Raw genomic sequence first — 16,759 nt, 5'->3', positions numbered from 1 at the left:
CCATGTGCCGGATGATCGTCGCCCACGGCCATTTCCAGGTACGCAGCATCGTTGCGGCTGCGGTCGCGATGGCGACCGGCCAGACCGCCGACCACGACGGCGCGTTCTGCGAACACCCCAACGGCTGGGGCGCGCTGTGGCGCGACCCGGCATCGCCGACCGGCATTCGCGTCCTGCGCGATCCGCGCCCCGCCGCCGATACCGCCCTGGCTTCGCCGTTGTGCGAGGTCCGCACCGACTTCCTGGCCGTGCACGTGCGCCGGGCCATGCCGGCGCACAATGTCGGCCTGCGCTTCACCCATCCGCTGCAACGCGCCGCGGACGACTGGCATTTCATGCACAACGGCAGCCAGCCCACCGTCCACAAAGCCCTGGGCCTGGCGCGCTCGGTGTTCGATTCCGCCGAATACTTCGACTACCTCATTCCCGCCGGCGCCGACGAACTGGACCGCGAGACCACGATGCAACGGCTGCGTTCGATTCCGGAACCCGGCGCGAACTCGGGCAATGCCATCGCGGTCAGGCAAGGGCGCGCCTATCTCGTCCATTGGCGCTCGCCGGGCGATAACTGGCCGCGTTACTTCACCATGCAGGAGTTCGTCGGCGAAGGCCTGCGGGTGATCGCGTCCGAAGTGGTTCCCGCCCTGGCCCCCGCGCGAGCGTGGCGTCCGGTGCCGCCGCAGACTTTGCTGGAGTTCCAGCTGTAACCGCCATCGGCACCGGACGCTGCGCTTGCGCAGCCGGCATGGCCTGACCGGCTTTGCCATGGCCGCTTGCACCATCCGATCCGGCCCGGATCCGGCCGCGCGTAGCGCATGACGGCCGCAGACATTCGCCGGGCCTGGTTCCTGCGGCGGCGGAAGACCGGTGAGCCCCGGCGCGGCAGGCCCGCACCTCAGGCAGACGCCTTCGTCGCCTTCGCGGTTTCGTTCGTTCCTCGCACAAACGCGGATCTCCGGTGCAGCGAGCGAGACCGCATCCGCTCGCTCCCGTCCACCTACGTCATGAAGACCCGGCCGCGCAGTGTCGCGAGGCGGCGACGGGGATCGCGCTGTCGACGCTGAATTTCATGAAGCGGACGCAAGCGTGCTCCGCGATAAGCGCGCTGCGACCGGCGCCGTCGGGGCACGAACAGAATCTGTGCCTAATCGTCAGTTCGTATGCGTACATGACGTCGCATACGGGTGAATGCACGGAACGCAAATTGCACAACCGATAAGTACACGCGAAAGCTGGGGTGGCATCGATGCAGCGCGTTTGTAAGCGAGAAGGAAGCGGATTCCTTCAGGCGTGAACCATTCACATTCACTGGAAACGGAGATCATTCGATGAAATTGGTCCATGTGCTCGCCGGCATTGCGCTGCTGGCGGCCTCTTCGGCAGCGGCGGCGCGCGACGGTACGATCCACTTCGAAGGCTCGGTGATCGCGCCGACCTGCGTGCTCACCAACGGGCCGTCGCCGGCCGACATCCGGGTCAAGCTGCCCGCGGTCGCGGTGTCGGCGCTGTCGGCCGCCGGCGAGGTCGCCGGCCGCACGCCCTTCATCATCCGCGTCGCCGACTGCGACGCCAGCACCACCCAGGTCCAGACGTTCTTCGAGCCGGGGCCGACCATCAACACCAGCAGCAACAACCTGACCCTGCAGGGCGGCACCGGCAGCGCCGGCAACGTCGAGCTGCAGGTGCTCAACGCCGATTACTCGCAGGTGCTGCTCGGCAATCCGCTGGGCCTGCAGAACAGCCAGCAGGTTTCGGTCGATACCGGCGGCGCCGCGCTGCGCTACTACGCGCAGTACTTCGCCACCGCCGCCGCGACCGCCGGCGCGGCGAACAGCAGCGTCACCTTCACCATGATCTACCAGTGATTCCTCGCGGCATGGCGTCGGCCCGCCGGCCGAAGCGCGAGCTTCGCCCGGACGTGCCGGCGCATGCCCAAACAAGACAAGGAGCGGGTGGTATGCGACAGCATTCGAACAAGAGAGCGATCGTCGGCCTGAGCGTGTTGGCCATCGCCTGCAGCGGCGCGGCCGCGGCGCAGCAGACGGATCCGCTGTACCGGTATCAGTGGCACCTGATGAACTACGGCCAGAGCGTGCTGGGCGACAGCAAGCCGGCCTTCGCGGTCGACCTGGGCATCGACGACCTGCACGACTACAACATCCGCGGCAAGGGCGTGATCGTCGGGGTTCTCGATGAAGGCGTGGAGATCGCCCATCCGGACCTCGCGGCCAACGTGGTGCCGAACGGTTCCAAGAACTTCGATCCGGGCCGCCCGCCGCACGACCCGACCCCGACCAGTCCCGGCAGCGGGCACGGCACCGCCGTGGCCGGCATCATCGGCGCGGTCGGCTGGAACGGCATCGGCGTGCGCGGCGTGGCGCCGGCGGCGAGGCTCAAGAGCTTCAACGGCTTCGGCGAATCCGGCGGCCTGTCGGACGACAAGATCGTCTATTCGTGGTGGGACGGCGCCGAATCCAAGGACGTGGCCGTGTCCAACAACAGCTGGGGCGCCTCGCCGGTGTTCGTGCTCGGCCTCACCCAGGACCAGGTCGCGGCGTACGAGCGGCCGATGTCGGCCACCCGCAACGGATTGGGCACGGTCTACGTCAAGGCCGCGGGCAACGGCTATGCCACCGTGTCCTTCCTCGGATTCAACGTATGCGGCCAGGACGTCATCGACTACAACGTCGGATGCAGCCAGACCGGCCTGGACCAGCGCAACAACCTGTTCAATGTGATGACCGTGGCCGCGGTCAACGCGGCCGGCAAGCGCTCCAGCTACTCGTCGCCCGGCGCCGCGCTGTGGGTGTCTGGGCTCGGCGGCGAGTACGGCCACCAACGCAAGTACTCCAACGTCGCCGGGGCGACCCGCTTCGATCCGGCCATCGTCACCACCGACCTGACCGGCTGCGCCAAGGGCTTCAACAACTACTTGCCCAAGAGCGTGTGGAACCTGGAACGGGTCAACGATCTGGATTCGGCGCAGTCGACCATCGACGACAGCTGCAACTACACCGGCATGATGAACGGCACTTCGGCCGCCTCGCCCACCGTCGCCGGCGTGACCGCGCTGGTGCTGCAGGCCAACCCCAAGCTGAGCTTCCGCGATGTGAAGTACATCCTGGCGGCCACCGCGCGCAAGATCGATCCGGGCCAGCCCGCGGTCAAGCATCCCAACGGCACCTTGCTGGTTCCGGGCTGGGTCACCAACGCGGCGGGACATCCCTTCAGCAACTGGTACGGCTATGGCCTGGTGGACGCGACCGCCGCGGTGACCAAGGCGGGCGCATCCAAGCCCCTGCCCGCGCTCGTCGACAGCGGCTGGCAGCAGGTGAAGCCGGCCAGCGCGCCCGCCATCGGCTCGCCCGCGGCGCCGGCGACGCTGAAGATTTCCATCGACAGCGCGGTGCGCAAGGTGGAGAGCATCCAGCTGGGTTGGACGACCGACTACGCCATCACCGGCGGCGCGCCGCTGCCCCTGCAGTTCGTGCTGATCTCGCCGAGCGGGACCCGCAGCTACGTGATGCCGGCCATGAGCTACGGCGCCGGCGATCTGTTCTCGCCGGGCTATTCGATCCCGTTCATCGCGACCAACGCCTTCCTCGACGAGCCGGGGCAAGGGGTCTGGACCCTGGAGGTCGCGGACGTTCCGCTCGCCGGCGCGGCCTCCAAGGGTGCGCTGCAATCCTTCAAAATCCGCGTCCTGGGGCATTGATCATGAAGAACTCCATCCTTTATCTGTCGTTGTTGGGCGCGATGCTGGCCGCTCCGGCCATGGCCCAGGTCGGGCCGGCCGCGAAGGCTCTGCAGCAATCGGCTACCGGCGAATCGTTCACCATCGGACAGATGCGGTTCCGCGTCGTGCCCGACGCCGTGCTCGAACCGGCCACCGGCAAGGCCGGCACGCGCCAGCAGGCGGTGATCGGCAAGTACGCCGTCAAGCTGGGAACGGCGAAGTCGGCCGCGGCCGACGGCGGCGATGCGCGCATGGCCGTGGCGATGTCCGACAGCGGCGTACCGGTCGTGGTGACCTCGTCGCTGGATGTCTATGTCAGCCACATCGGCGCCCTGAATGAGGCGGTGCGCGACACCGGCGGCAAGTTGAAGTACTCCTCCGCGCTCGGCGGCAACGGCGTGATCGAGTACGCCAGCGTCGCGCAGGCGTTGCAGGCGATGCAGAAGCTGTCCGCCATCGCCGGCGTCAAGAGCGCTTCGCCGCGCCTGATCCGCGAGGAACTCGTTCTCTACTGACCGCAGTCCCCGTCCCCGCCGGACGCTGTTCCGGCGGGGATGGCCGGCTCTGCCGCAGGCGCGCTTGCGGCATCCGTGCGGGTCGCAGCGTGGACGAAAGCGAAAGGGCCAATCGGGACAGCCTGGGTACGAACGGCGATGTCCCGGCGTCCTGGCGCATCGCCCGTCTTCGAGGCCGCTGCGCGGTTACCGGCGGGGACGGGCGCGATGGCCGGCCGTCACCAGGCCTCGGGCCAGGGCCGTGCGGCCGCCGCGGCGAAGCCGGCATTGACCTCGCGGGCATGGTCGCGCAGCCGCGCGCGCAGCGTCGCCGGAATCGCCGTCGACGCCTTGCCGGCGTGCAGCCGCGACGCGTTGGGATTGAGCTTGCGGCGCAGGTGTTCGGGCAGGTCGCGCAGCTGCTTCATCGCCGTCATCCGCACCGCCTCGCGCGCCTGGCGGGCGTCGAAGCTGACCGGAGCCTGCGGATCGATCCCCAGCCATTGCCCGAGCGCGCGAAAACCGGCTTCCGGCGCGCGATAGAACTCGTCGAACAGCACCACGCGCATGCGCTCGCCGGGGAAGCGCTCGCGCCAGCGCGCCAGCGGCGTGGCGAAGTCGAGCAAGTGCAGATAATGCAGGCCGAACGGGAAATAGCTCGTGTCGAAGCGCGTCTGCCGGGTGCGCAACAACGCCGATTCCGGATCGGTCTCGGCTTCGTTGCCGGTCCGCAGATACAGCTCGTACAGGCTGATCGCCATCTCCACCGGATTGCGCAACAGCACCACGATGCGGGCGTCCGGATGCGCCTGCGCGATCCGCACCGGCGCTTGCTGGCTGTACAGGTACCAGACCGAGGCCTCGGCGCGAATCCGCTGGTCGCCGGCCGCGGCGAACAGGCGCGCATAGTCGTCCGGATCGGACACCGTATGCGGTTGCGCGGGCAGGTCCGGCGCGTGGAAATGCGGCTCCTTCAGCACCGAGGCATAGACGTCCGGGTGCTGCTTCAGCGCGGCGAACAGCGAGGTCGTTCCGCAGCGCGGCGCGCCCACGACGAAGAGGTTGGGCGCCTTCACCACGGGAACGCCGCCTTGTCCTTGTAGAACCGCCCGGTCTCGCCGCCGCCGTCGAGCGCCAGCCACAGGATCGTATCGGCGCCTTCCTCGGGCGAACGCGGCGCGGCGATGCCGCCCAGTTTCGTGCGCACCCAGCCCGGCGTCATGCAGTTGACCCGGATGCCGCTGTCGGCCAGCTCCAGCGCCATCGACTGGGTCAGCACGTTCAATGCAGACTTCGAGCTGCGATAGCCCAGGTTGTTGCCCTCGATCCGGGTCGAGCTGCCGTGCCCGCTGGAGACATTGATGATGTGGGCCTGCGGCCGGCCGCGCATCAGGGGCAGCGCGAGCTGGCTCAGGCGCCAAGGGCCGAAGAAATTGACGTCGAAGGTCGCGCGGGCCTGCGCCAGGCTTTCCTCGCTGGGTTTGTCGCGCACGCCCACCGACACGCCGGCATTGTTGACCAGCAGGTCGAGATGGCCATGCGCCGCGGCGATGGCGTCGACCGCCGCCGTCATCGAGGCTTCGCTGCACACGTCCAACCCGATCGGCTCGACGCCGACGAGTTCGCGGCGCTTGACCGCCGCCCGCCCTTCGTCGATGTCGCGACAGCCCATGTACACCTGCACGCCGCGCCGCGCGAAGCCTTCGCACACGGCCAGGCCGATGCCGCGATTGCCGCCGGTGACCAGGGCCACGCGCGTGTCGTCGCTGGCGCCGCTCATGCCGTCACCGCCCGGTACTCGGGGAAGCGATTGAACAGGAAGGCTTCCTTGCGCAGGACGAAGTCGCGCAACGGCTCGTCGAAATAATCGTCGGCGTCCGCGCCCTCGCGCGCTTCGTGCGCCTGCTCGGGCAGGACCCGCGCGTGCGTGCGCACCGCGTCCACGAGCGCGGCATCGACGCCGACGCGGGCGAGCACGTCGGCCAGGTCGTCGTTGAGCGTTTGCGTCCGCAAAAACTCGACCGGATACTCGTACGGTTCCGCGCGGCCGGCCTGCAGGGCCGGCTCGGTGAGGCTGGCGAAGGCCTGGCGGGAGTCGCGACAGAAGAAGCGGACGAACTGCTCGGTATGCCAGCCCGGCGCGAGCGCCGGCGGCAGGCGCGGCGTTTCGTAACCGTTGGCGACGCCGCGATGGACGTTGACGAAGAACCGATTGGCGATCTTCACGAAATCGGCGAAGCCCACGTCCGGATACTGAGGAAAATCCGCGCGGATCACGGCGGGATCGCAATACTCCTGCGGCTGCGTACGCCACCAGCCGTAGTGGTACTGCGACACGTAGCGGTCGAACGGCGAGCGCATCACCGACACGATCGGCTTGCCGCGCTCGGCCGCGGGGATCTCGTCGCAGGTGGCGTGCTTGCGGCCGGTTTCCACGGCCGCCTCGCCGTAGACCTTCTGCAGCATCCTGGCGATGAAGGTGCCGCCCGTCTTCGGCATGTGGATGAAGACGAAATCCGGAGTGATCAACATCGGTCAGGCCCTGAGCGGCCTGGCGTCGCCGGTGAAGACGCGCCGCAGGCCGGCGCCGAGGTAGCGCCCGCTGTAGTCCCCGTAGACGATGCCTTCGTCGGTGAGGCGAAGACGCCCGTCCTCGACGGCGACCAGCCCCTCGCGCGAGAGATGCGCGATGTCGTCGGCCAGCACGTGGTCCAGGCGCAGGCCGTGCCGGCGTCGGTACTCGTCGAGATCGATCAAGGTCGTCTTCAGGCCCATGACCAGGTCGCGCATCATGTGGTCGGCGCTGCTCAGTTCGAGCACGCGCTGGGTCGGAATGCGGCCGCTCTCGACGCGTTCGAGGTAGACCCCGATCTCGCTGACGTTCTGCCGCGCCTGCCCGGCGACGGTGCCGAACGCGGAGGCGCCGAAACCGTACAGGTCCTCGCCGCGCCAACGGCTGATGATGTGGTGCTGCGGATACTTGCCTTCGCGGGTGAAGGTGAAATAGGTCGACGGCGAATAGCCGTTGTCGCGCAGGCGGTCCAGGCCCCAGCGCGCGAACGCCATCTCCTCGTCCTCGCTCGGCAGCGACAGCTTGCCCTGGCGGATCTCGCTCATGTAGTGCGCGTTGGAATACAGCTCCATCTTGTAGACGGTGACCGCATGGACCCCCAGCGCGATGGCGCGGTCGATCGAGTGCTGCCAGCTGCCCATCGTTTCGCCTTCGAGCCCGGCCAGCAGGTCGACGTTGACCACCGCGCCGGTCTGCAGCGCGCGCTCGATCGCGCGCGAGTTCTTCTCGTCGGTGTCGTGGCGGCCGGTCAGCGCGACGACGCGGTCGTCGAAGGACTGGATGCCGAAGCTGATGCGGTTGACGCCGAGGTTGGCGAGCCCGTCGATCATCCGGTTGTTGAGCGTGATCGGCTCGATCTCGAACACGAACTCGGGATCGTCCAGGCGGAAGCATTCCTCGATGGTGCGCTTGATCCGCGCCAGTTGCTCCGGCGGGATCACGCTGGGCGTGCCGCCGCCGAAATAGATCGAGCGCACCGCGCGCCCGCGCAAGCGGTGCGCGTCGGCGACCAGTTCGATCTCGCGGCACAGCGCGCTGACGTAGCGCTCGCGCTGCGCATGCGAGGATTCGGACAGGATCTCGATCTTGTAGAAGCAGTAACGGCAGCGCTGCAGGCAGTACGGAATATGGAAGTACAGGTGCAGCGGCTTCTCGGACGACAGGTCGGTCTCGCTCGCGGACTTCCAATAGCGTTGCGGCGGCCACGCCACGACGAATCCGTTGCGGTTGGGCGCTTCGCCGCGATAGTCCGCCGGCGCTTCGGCCTGCGGCGGCGGCGCGGCGTCGAGCAGCGCGATCTTGAGCGGTTCCATCACGCATCGACCTCGCAGGCGCGTTCGTTCATGCGTTTCTGGACCAGCGCGGCCACGCTGTCGAGCGACTGGAACGTCGCCGTCTCCAGGTCCTCGTCCAGGATGCGGATCTGGAACCGCCCTTCGAGAAGGTTGATGAACTCGGCCATGCTGATCGAATCCAGCGCCAGGCCGTCCTCCAGGAACGAGGCCGCGTCGTCGACCTGGTCGTAGCCGATGTTGAGGTCGAGATCCTCGGCGATGATCTGCTTGAGGATGTCGATGACCTGGGATTTATCCATGGCGGTAGTCCTTGGTGATGGTGTTGCGGTCGGGCTTGCCGCTGCCCAGGCGCGGGAGTTCGGCGGCGAGCGCGTAGCGATCGGGTCGCGCGAAGACCGGCAACGTGCTGGCCGCATGCTGTTTGAGGGTGTCGAGGCTGAGCGCCGGCGACGACGGCTGGATCACCACGGCGATGGCCTTGCCGGCCGCGGTGTCCTCGTCGAGCGCGATCGCCACGGCGAGTTCGACGCCGGGCCAGGCCATGATCGCGCGCTCCAGGTCGGCCAGCACCAGCAGCTTTCCGGCGCGATTGAGGCTCAGATCCGCCCGCCCCTGGATCGCGAAGCGGCCTTGGTCGCGGAAGATCGCGATATCGCCCGTATCCCACGCCTGCGACAGGGCGACGGCGGCGCCCGCGTGGGCGATGTGCGTGGCCGCGTGCGGATGGCGCACGACCAGCCGGGCCTGTCCGGCGCCCGCTTCGGCCGGGAAGGCGCGCACGCCGTCGAGCGGATCCAGCGCCTGCGGCTGGTTGGCGCCGGAAATCGCGATCACGCCCAGTTCGGAACTTCCGTAGAGATCGAACACGCGCGCGAACACCTGCTGCGCCTGCGCGCGCAGCGGCTCGGGAATGCCGTCGCCCGCCAGCACCAGGCTGCAGCTCGGCGACAGCGGGTCGCGCTTGCGCTGCACCAGCGTGCGCAGCAGATGCGGCGTCGAGTACACCCAGGTCGGCGTGGCGGCGCGCAGCGCGCCGTTGAAGCTGAGCAGGTTGGCCTTCGGCAGCAGATGCACCTGCGCGCCCGCCAGCAGCGCGGGAATCAACGCCGCGCCGAGGCCGTACATGTGGTGGAGCGGTACGGTGATCAGTACGCGGTCGTCCGCGCCCAGGCCCAGCCGCTGCATCACCAGCGCCGCGGTCGCGAGCACGTCGCGGGGGTCGTGCCAGATCGTTTTCGGAGTGCCCAGCGTGCCCGAGGACTGCACCGCCAGCCCGCTCGGACCGCGCTCGCTCTCCCCCGAGGCAGGCGCGCGTTCGTCGGCCGCATCCGCTGCACGCGCCTCGAGCGCCGCGCCGATCGCACCGTCGCACGCAGCCGGCGGGGTCGCGTCCGCAGCGCACAGCAGCGCCGGGCGCCGGTCCACGATCGCGGCCAGCAGCAGCGCCAGCATGTCGAAGTCGCCGATCCCGCGCAGCGCGGGAAACCGCACTGCCGCATGCGCCTGCCAGCCCGCGCGGCCGCGCGCCAGCAACGCCTGTACCGAAACCGAGTCCCCGCCCAGGTGGATCGCGCTGCCGCTGCCGGCGAGCGCCTGCGTCCAGTCGCGGCCGCCCCGCGTCGCTTGCTCGACCGCGTTCATCGGGCCCGCTCCAGCGATTCGTTGTTGAGGATTTCGCGGATCTCGCCGCAGCGCTCGCCGTTGAGCTTCAGCGCGAAATAGCGCGAGACGGCCCAGTCGGACGCGGTCTGCAGGCTGCGCGGCGCCGGCACGCGCGAGACTTCGATGTCGCCCTTTTCGAGCAGGCCGCGGTTGCCCGGATCGAGCAGCTTGCCGATGCCGTGCGTGCCATCGATGAGTTTGCGCCGCTGGCCGGGATCGAGCCGCGACAGCGCGATCTGCGATTCCGCGACCAGGATGATGTTGCGCGCATGCTGCACGTACAGGCGCGAATGACGATGCAGGACGTCGCCGCGGCCGGGGTGGGCCTGCACGCACTGGTGCAGGACTTCGACTTCGACCGGATGGCCGCAGAAGGTCTGTAGGAAGAAGGTGGTCGAGCCCTGCAAGGCCAGGTAGTCGGCGAGCCGCTGCGACGGTGCGGTCTCGACCGGGCTGGGGCGCGAGTCTGACGAAGCAGGCCCCGCGCCCGAAAGCGCTGGCTGGCGAGCTAGCAAATCGGGATTCATGGACGTCCGTGTCGAGAAGCAATTCCATCGGCCGCGAGGGCGGCCAACGCATGTGCGCATCGATCGAAAGCGGACGCGTCCGTTGGCCTGCATGCCGATGGACGCGCTTCGATTTGTTGTGGATGCGTGATGACTATAGGCACCGAAAACCTGGGAATTCAATACACCTGTCTAATCGCGATCACCGTGGATAAGGGCTTGCATCACGAAACCCCGAAGACGCACGCAACGATTCGTTGTTGTCGACAACGTAGGCCGAACAGGTCTCGCCGAGCGAGAATCCGTTCGCTGTGAACCGGCGGATCGGCCGATGCGTGATCGTTATCGCGTGCGTTCAGCGAGTACGGTTTCGATCGAGGCCGAAAACATCCAGGCGGTCTGCCGGCACCGCCTGGCGTTGGGATCGTAGCCGCCGATATACAGCGTGCCCGGCGCGAACGGCGACGCAGCGAACGTTCGTGCGGCGACGAGATCGGCGGCGCCGGACGCGTCCGGATCGTCGATCCGCCCCAGCGTGTAGCGCGCCTCGTCGGCATGGCGAACGAGATACCACGCATCGCGCACCCACGCGTCCGCCGGGTGGGTATCGAGTTGCGTGCTGTAGGTGGCGCCTAGCCCGCACAGCAGCCGCGTCGCGCCGCCGCGCGGATCGGCCACCGGAGTGAAGTCGTCGTAAGCGGCCACGGCATAGGTCGGACGCTCGCCCCAGTGCGCCGCCAGGAAATCGATGACGTCCAGTTCGAGGGTCTCGCGGAAGCCGTCGTTCGGGTCGATGCGCACCACCCGGCACAGGTCGCCTTCCAGCGCGGCCAACAGCACTTCGCCGCGGCCGGCCGGATCTGGCACGGTCGTCAGCCCGCGGAAGCCGCTGCTGGGGACGACCAGCGGCAGGGCGATGGTGTGGACCTTTTCCCAACGCGGCGCCGGGCCGTCGATGCGCCGGTAGAGGTCGGGCTTGATGCTGGCGTACAACTGGCCGTTGCACTCGGTGAACGACATCGGCCGGCGGGTATAGCCCGACAGCTCCGCGGCGGCGTCCCAGCGGATGCGGCCAGGTGCGTCCGGATCGTAGACGCCGCTGAAGATGCCGGTCGGCGCGGTGCCGGCGAACACGCGCTCCTGGCCGGTCACCGCATCGCGATGGACGCAGAAACTGCGGGTGCTGGCCGCGCCGGAACCGCTGCCCAGATGGGTACGCGTCCACAGGCCGCTGCCGTCGTCGTAGCTGTCGACATAGACATGCCCGCGGCTGTCCGAGGGCGCGGCGAGCAGCAGCGCGACCGGCGCGTCGAGCCCGCGCCCCTGGGTGTCGCGGGTGAAGGTCACCGAGTCCAGCGTCGCGCGCCAATGCACGCGCTCATAGCCATGGGCGAGCCGCCAGTCGCCGTCCGCGCGGTCCAGCACGGCGATCTGCGCGCCGTTGTGCGGGTCGTCCGGCCGATAGTCGTTCAACTTGTACGACAGCGAGGCGAACAATCGCCCGCGGTGCGGCACCAGGTGCAGGACCTCGGTGCCGCCCAGGACATGACCTTCAGCATCGCGCTGGCCGGCGCGGAAGACCCGGCGGAACCCGGCAGGCGTGGTCGCGGCCGTTGCATCCAGGCCCGCGCCCTCCTGGAAATAACGGTCCAGCACTGCGCGCGATGCCGGCTGGCGCGCATGGGCGTAGAGCCGTCGCCGGAACTCGGCGCGTTGCGCGTCTTCGCGGGGGAAATGGTTGGACACCCAGGTCTGGATGCGCGCGCCCATGCCCTGGATGTCGTGGTCCGCGCGCTCGTCCAGATACGCGCGCACGCCCTCGGTGGCGACGTAACCGCGGCTGAGGAATTGAAGAATACGGAAGCTGATGCGGTAGCCGGTGTCGAGCACGCGACGGTGGGCGATCAGCCGCAGCGCGCGGGTCCGCACGTCGTCGGCGCCGCAACCCAGCGGATCGAGCAGTACGCCGCTCTGGCAGTCGTAGTAGAACGCGTTGACCGAGAAGTCGCGCATTTGCGCATCCTCGACCAGATCGGCGCGCGGAACGAACGTGGTGCTCCACATATCGTCGTTGCGGATGTCCCTCCAGCTGCGCAGTATGTTGATCTCCACGCCGCCGCAGGCTTCGTCGCCCCAGCGCAACACGCCGAAGCGCTCGTTGTGCATGCGCACGCCGTCGACGGCCGGATACGCTTCGCGCAGCCGCTGCAGGGCCGCGTCGACGGCCCCATCCACGCACAGGTCGATGTCGTTCGCCGGCTGGCCGAGCAGCCAGTCGCGCGGGGTGCCGCCGACGATGAACACGCGCATGCCCGCGCCCTGGAGCGCGGCGATCACGTCGCCGACGCGCACGTCGTGGCGGTCGTCGCGGTACACCGGCCGCGCGTAGGCGGCAGCGACCAGGGCCGGGTCGAGCGCGGCGCCGGCGAGCGTCACGAACGCGTCCCCACGCCGCGGCCGAGCAGGAACAGCGCGAGCGCGGCCAGGCCCAGCGCCAGGCCGAGCATCACCGCCATGGACACGCCGACGCCGGGCGCGCCGGTGCCGAGCACGCCGTAACGGAACGCGCCGATCATGTGCGCCAGCGGATTGACTTGCGCGACCTGCCGCCACGGCGCCTGCAGCAGGGCGACCGGAAAGAACACGCCGCCCAGGTAGGCCAGCGGGGTGAGCACGAAGTGGGTGACGTGGCCGATGTCGTCGAGCGTCTTCGCGTACAGCGCGTTGATGAAGCCAAGCAGCGAGAAGATCGTCGCGGCCAGCAACGCCGACAGGCCGGCGACCCACGGGTGCGCCAGCGGCAGCGACGGCGACAATGCCAGCGCGATGGCGACCACGATCGCGCCCGCCATCAGGCTGCGCACCACGGCGCCGACGACGTAGCCGAGCAGGATGGTCCAGTTGCGCATCGGCGACGCCAGCATCTCCTCCACCGCGCGATTGAAGCGCACGAAGAAGAACGAGCTGGAGGCGGTGCCGTAGCTGCTGGTGATGATGCACATCATCACCAGCCCCGGCGCGATGAACTGCAGATAGCTCGATCCGCCGTCGACGCTGCCGATGCGGTCGCCGACGATCTTGCCGAAGATCGCGAAGTACAGCGCCGTGGAGACCGCAGGCGGCACCAGCGTCTGCAGCCACAGCCGCAGGATGCGCGAGACTTCGCGGCGCACGATGCTGTGCAGCGCGATCAGATCGGTCGAGACGGTCATGCCTTGGCGTACCCGGCCCCGTCGCAATGGCGCGGCATGCGGCCTCAGGCCCCGCCGCCGGCCGCGCGCCAGGCGTTGGCCTGCGCGGTGATGCGCAGCACCAGGACCTTCTTCAACGCGCTGTATTCCAGCCAGGTCTGGCCCGGCGTTGCCGCCAGCGCGCGCTTGAGCTCCACGTAGCGTTGCCGCTCCTGGGCAAAGGCGCACAGGAAGTCGCGGAAGTTCTTGACCTCGGCCAAGCGCGGGTTGTCGGCGGCGCAGGTGTGCACCACGAACGACCGGCCGCCGTCGCGCCCGATCCGCCAATGCCACGAGAACCCGGCGTCGATCGGGCTTTCGCCATGGGCCTGGTAGCCCAGTGCGGCCAGCGTGCGGGCCACGCGCTCGACCGCGGCCGGATCGCGCATCGCCACCACGATGTCCAGGATGTCCTTGCTGGCCAGCTGCGGGATCGAGGTGCTGCCGATGTGCTCGATGCCGGCCACGTCCTCGCCGGCCAGCGCCTCCAGCAACCGCCGCTTTTCGTCGGCGAACGCCTGCGGCCAGGTCGGATCGCAGCCGCTGCGCAAGTTCAGGTCCAGCTCGGGCGCACGCACGCGCGAGTAGCGGCGCACGAATTGCTCGACGCTTTCCGCGCCCAGCTCGCCGGGCTGCACCTGCGCCTGCAAACGCCTGAGGACGCGGGCCACCTGCAGGGCGCCGCTGAGGCTTCCGGCTGCGGTGCTCATCGCGCTATGGCTCGGCATTCGCACACGAGCGTCTGTCGGCGTGCGATGCGCGGGAGCGAAGCCACGTCCGGGCCTGCGCCTGGGATTTCGCGATGGGCGTTGCCGGGTACGGCGGAGGTATGCGGGGGAAAAGCGAGGGGTAACGGGTTCATCCTGATCCTGGACGAGACTACTGAACTCCTGCGGTCGCCATAGCATGCCCCCATCGGGCTCTCAGAAAGTGAGACCCGGTGCCGCGATCGCGCGACGCCGGCTCGACGCGTCCTCGCCGCCGATGCGGCGCGAGCCATCCGCGCGGTCGTGCTGGCCGGCTTCGTGCCGACGGACTGGTGCGCCCAGGCAATGGATCTTCAGATGGATCGCTTTGATGAATCGCCTGTCGCGAAGCCGCGCAACATGGTGTGAGCGCGGTCGCAGTTCAGCGTCGGAATCGTCGGCCTTCCACCGGCCGGAACGATAAGGCCGTCCGCTCGATGATCGGCTAGCTCCACTTGCGCAGACCGCGCCAGTAGATCGCCAGCGTCGCGTCGTCGAGCGTCGGCGCGGCGAGTCCCAACGCGGCCAGCGCGGCTTCGGTGTCGCTGGAATCGAACTGCAAGTCGCAGTCGCGCGATTCCGGGGCACCGTTTTTCTTCGGTAGTGCGGCCCCGTCGATCGCTTCCTGAACCAGGGGCAGGATCGGCAAACAGACGCCGGCCTCGCGGAATTCGGCAACGCGGCGCAGCCATTGCGCATGGGCGAGCAGTTCCATCGGTTCGCCGAACGCCGTCGCGTGCGCCCGGAACAATCGCTCGACCGCAACCGGCCGGGCGGATGCGAGATGGAAAACGCCGTGCGGGTGCGCCTGCGCGAGCGCGACGATTGCCTTGGCGACGTAATCGACCGGCAGCAGCGCGACCCCAGCCCCGTCGTCGAAGTAACCCGCCTTCATCGCCAAGGCGCTGAGCATCAAGCGGTGCAGCCCTTGCTTTTCATCGAAGCGACCTTCGTCGCAGTCGCCAGCGACCAGGCCCAAGCGAAAGATGCCGCAAGGCAGGCCGCGCCTGCCGGCCAGCATCACCAGCCGCTCTGCGACCCACTTGCTGGCGGCGTAGCCCTCCGCCTGCGGATGCCGTTCGTTCTCGATCGATGCGTGTTCGTCTATCCGTGCATGCGCCGGCCGGGGCGTCGCGCGGCTGAAGACGCCGAGCGTGGACACATACTGGAACGTCTTTGCCCGGCCCTGCATCGCCAGCCGCAGCAACGCGCGCACACCGTCGACATTCGCCGGTTTGGCGCTGGCGTAATGTTCGAGATGGTTCATGCTGGTTCCGTTGTGGAACACCGTGCCGACCTCGGCGCCGATCCTCGCCCGGTGCCGCGCCGACAGCCCCAGCGATGGGCTGGCCAGATCGCCGGGGCAGACGACGATGCGGGACTCGTCCTCGGGTCTCCACAGCCGCCAGCGCTGCATTGTCGTACGCAAGCGCTGCGCAGCCTCGGCTTCGCTGCCGCCGCGAACCAGACAGAACACCTTCGCGGGCGTGCTGTCGAGCAAGCGGCGAAGCAGGAAGCGGCCGATGAATCCGGTCGCTCCGGTCAACAGGATCGCCGCATCCGCGGCGTCGCGCGGATTCGCGCGGGGCCTCGCATCCGTCGATTGCGCTGCCAGCCACTCCGGCGCGGCGGGAAAATCGTCGCCCAGCAGTCCTTGCGTCTGCAACGACACGAAGCGCTCGCGACCGATCTCGCCGCAGCGAATGCGTTCGGCCTGCTGCAGCAGCGTCGGCGCCGCGAACACATCACCGGTGCGCAGTTCGCAGCCGAACTCGGCCGCGAGCCGCCGCGCCAGTTGCATGGCCAGCAACGATTGGCCGCCGATGGCGAAGAAATCGGCATCGGCGCTGATCCCGCTGGCCGGCAGCTTGAGCACCGCAGCCCAGACCTCGGCGATGGCGGTTTCGATCCCATCGCGCGGGGCGATGTACTCGCCCCGCCCGCCCGCGTCGGTCTCCGGCAGCGGCAGCGCCTTGGCGTCGAGCTTGCCGTTGCCGGTCAGCGGCAGCTGCGCCAGTTCCATCGTCGCCTGCGGCAGCATGTAGTCGGGCAGCGCGCGGCGCAGCTGTTCGCGCAGTTCGGCCAGGAACTCGGCCTGCGGTTGCGCGCGCGCGTCCTCGTGGCGGACCACCCAGGCCAGCAGGCGGCGGTCGGCGCCCTCGCCCGGCGCCAGCACCGCGGCGTCGCGCACGCCGGCGTGTTCGCGCAGGCGGTTCTCGATCTCGCCCAGTTCGATGCGGAACCCGCGCAGCTTGATCTGGCGGTCGCGACGGCCGATGAACTCGATCCGGCCGTCGTCCAGCCAGCGGCCGTGGTCGCCGGTGCGGTAGACGCGCTCGCCGGCGCGCCAGGGGTCGTCCAGGAACTGCTGCGCGGTCAGCTCGGGCCGGTTGACGTAGCCCTGGGCCACGCCGGCGCCGCCGATCCAGATTTCGCCGAGCAGGCCCGGCGCGCACAACTGGCCGGCCGCATCGACGACGTACATCGTGGTGTTCGACACCGGCCGGCCGATCGACAG

General features: G+C 68.9%; 16 protein-coding genes. 5 read left to right on the top strand and 11 right to left on the bottom strand.

Annotated features, from left to right (window positions below):
- Positions 1–2 precede the first annotated feature (2 nt).
- The 4 genes from BLV01_RS16755 to BLV01_RS16740 all read left to right on the top strand — a co-directional run bounded on the left by BLV01_RS16755 (position 3) and on the right by BLV01_RS16740 (position 4,251).
- Entirely contained in the window at positions 3–707 is a 705-nt protein-coding gene (locus BLV01_RS16755) for a class II glutamine amidotransferase (RefSeq protein WP_175486034.1), read from the top strand.
- A gap of 621 nt (positions 708–1,328) precedes the next feature.
- The gene (locus BLV01_RS16750) at positions 1,329–1,865 is read left to right on the top strand and encodes a fimbrial protein (protein WP_091802208.1); all 537 of its coding nucleotides are present in this window, start codon (positions 1,329–1,331) and stop codon (positions 1,863–1,865) included.
- Positions 1,866–1,957: 92 nt separating this feature from the next.
- Positions 1,958–3,715, top strand: coding sequence for a S8 family serine peptidase (locus BLV01_RS16745; RefSeq protein ID WP_091802205.1), 1,758 nt, complete (start codon positions 1,958–1,960; stop codon positions 3,713–3,715).
- Positions 3,716–3,717: 2 nt separating this feature from the next.
- Positions 3,718–4,251, top strand: coding sequence for a hypothetical protein (locus BLV01_RS16740; protein ID WP_091802202.1), 534 nt, complete (start codon positions 3,718–3,720; stop codon positions 4,249–4,251).
- Positions 4,252–4,469: 218 nt separating this feature from the next.
- On the opposite strand, the gene BLV01_RS16735 is transcribed toward BLV01_RS16740, so the two are convergent.
- From BLV01_RS16735 to BLV01_RS16685, 11 genes are all read right to left on the bottom strand, one after another.
- Complete coding sequence (locus BLV01_RS16735; RefSeq protein WP_175486033.1) at positions 4,470–5,309, bottom strand: sulfotransferase family protein; 840 nt, start codon at positions 5,307–5,309, stop codon at positions 4,470–4,472.
- On the bottom strand, positions 5,303–6,010 hold the full coding sequence (locus tag BLV01_RS16730) for an SDR family NAD(P)-dependent oxidoreductase (RefSeq protein WP_091802196.1): 708 nt from the start codon (positions 6,008–6,010) through the stop codon (positions 5,303–5,305). The genes BLV01_RS16735 and BLV01_RS16730 overlap by 7 nt, the downstream gene beginning before the upstream one ends.
- Positions 6,007–6,762, bottom strand: a complete 756-nt coding sequence (locus tag BLV01_RS16725; RefSeq protein ID WP_091802193.1) for a hypothetical protein — start codon at positions 6,760–6,762, stop codon at positions 6,007–6,009. Before BLV01_RS16725 ends, BLV01_RS16730 begins: the two co-directional genes overlap by 4 nt.
- A 3-nt stretch (positions 6,763–6,765) precedes the next feature.
- Positions 6,766–8,115, bottom strand: a complete 1,350-nt coding sequence (locus BLV01_RS16720) for a coproporphyrinogen-III oxidase family protein (RefSeq protein WP_091802190.1) — start codon at positions 8,113–8,115, stop codon at positions 6,766–6,768.
- Positions 8,115–8,396 carry an acyl carrier protein gene (locus tag BLV01_RS16715; RefSeq protein ID WP_175486031.1) on the bottom strand — a complete coding sequence of 94 codons (282 nt, stop codon included), beginning with the start codon at positions 8,394–8,396 and terminating at the stop codon, positions 8,115–8,117. The genes BLV01_RS16720 and BLV01_RS16715 overlap by 1 nt, the downstream gene beginning before the upstream one ends.
- Entirely contained in the window at positions 8,389–9,738 is a 1,350-nt protein-coding gene (locus BLV01_RS16710) for an AMP-binding protein (RefSeq protein WP_175486028.1), read from the bottom strand. Before BLV01_RS16710 ends, BLV01_RS16715 begins: the two co-directional genes overlap by 8 nt.
- Positions 9,735–10,448 (bottom strand): chorismate--pyruvate lyase family protein, encoded by a 714-nt coding sequence (locus BLV01_RS26350; protein WP_175486026.1) that lies wholly within the window; start codon positions 10,446–10,448, stop codon positions 9,735–9,737. Before BLV01_RS26350 ends, BLV01_RS16710 begins: the two co-directional genes overlap by 4 nt.
- Before the next feature lie 159 nt (positions 10,449–10,607).
- The gene (locus tag BLV01_RS26895; protein ID WP_254782670.1) at positions 10,608–12,701 is read right to left on the bottom strand and encodes a nucleotidyltransferase family protein; all 2,094 of its coding nucleotides are present in this window, start codon (positions 12,699–12,701) and stop codon (positions 10,608–10,610) included.
- A complete protein-coding gene (locus BLV01_RS16695) occupies positions 12,698–13,477 on the bottom strand; it encodes an ABC transporter permease (RefSeq protein WP_091802181.1) in 780 nt (259 codons plus the stop codon). Before BLV01_RS16695 ends, BLV01_RS26895 begins: the two co-directional genes overlap by 4 nt.
- Before the next feature lie 44 nt (positions 13,478–13,521).
- Complete coding sequence (locus BLV01_RS16690) at positions 13,522–14,205, bottom strand: GrpB family protein (protein WP_091802512.1); 684 nt, start codon at positions 14,203–14,205, stop codon at positions 13,522–13,524.
- 481 nt (positions 14,206–14,686) lie between these two features.
- Positions 14,687–16,432 (bottom strand): thioester reductase domain-containing protein, encoded by a 1,746-nt coding sequence (locus BLV01_RS16685; protein WP_254782669.1) that lies wholly within the window; start codon positions 16,430–16,432, stop codon positions 14,687–14,689.
- A 6-nt stretch (positions 16,433–16,438) separates the two neighbouring features.
- Between BLV01_RS16685 and BLV01_RS26890 the strand changes: the two genes are divergently transcribed.
- On the top strand, positions 16,439–16,759 hold a 321-nt coding region (locus BLV01_RS26890; RefSeq protein ID WP_254782668.1), incomplete at its 3' end, for a hypothetical protein.

Origin of the sequence: Lysobacter sp. yr284 (assembly GCF_900107375.1) — a bacterium.
GTDB lineage: Bacteria > Pseudomonadota > Gammaproteobacteria > Xanthomonadales > Xanthomonadaceae > Lysobacter.
The sequence above is the reverse complement of the archived record's forward strand: the minus strand, read 5'-3'. Positions and strand labels throughout refer to the sequence as shown.

Excerpts from the sequence above, each read along its gene's own strand:
- BLV01_RS16730 (WP_091802196.1), bottom strand. The coding sequence starts at position 6,010 with ATGAGCGGCGCCAGCGACGACACGCGCGTGGCCCTGGTCACCGGCGGC.
- BLV01_RS16750 (WP_091802208.1), top strand. The coding sequence starts at position 1,329 with ATGAAATTGGTCCATGTGCTCGCCGGCATTGCGCTGCTGGCGGCCTCT.
- BLV01_RS16720 (WP_091802190.1), bottom strand. The coding sequence starts at position 8,115 with ATGGAACCGCTCAAGATCGCGCTGCTCGACGCCGCGCCGCCGCCGCAG.
- BLV01_RS16745 (WP_091802205.1), top strand. The coding sequence starts at position 1,958 with ATGCGACAGCATTCGAACAAGAGAGCGATCGTCGGCCTGAGCGTGTTG.
- BLV01_RS16690 (WP_091802512.1), bottom strand. The coding sequence starts at position 14,205 with ATGAGCACCGCAGCCGGAAGCCTCAGCGGCGCCCTGCAGGTGGCCCGC.
- BLV01_RS16740 (WP_091802202.1), top strand. The coding sequence starts at position 3,718 with ATGAAGAACTCCATCCTTTATCTGTCGTTGTTGGGCGCGATGCTGGCC.
- BLV01_RS16695 (WP_091802181.1), bottom strand. The coding sequence starts at position 13,477 with ATGACCGTCTCGACCGATCTGATCGCGCTGCACAGCATCGTGCGCCGC.
- BLV01_RS16755 (WP_175486034.1), top strand. The coding sequence starts at position 3 with ATGTGCCGGATGATCGTCGCCCACGGCCATTTCCAGGTACGCAGCATC.
- BLV01_RS16725 (WP_091802193.1), bottom strand. The coding sequence starts at position 6,762 with ATGTTGATCACTCCGGATTTCGTCTTCATCCACATGCCGAAGACGGGC.
- BLV01_RS16710 (WP_175486028.1), bottom strand. The coding sequence starts at position 9,738 with ATGAACGCGGTCGAGCAAGCGACGCGGGGCGGCCGCGACTGGACGCAG.
- BLV01_RS16715 (WP_175486031.1), bottom strand. The coding sequence starts at position 8,396 with ATGGATAAATCCCAGGTCATCGACATCCTCAAGCAGATCATCGCCGAG.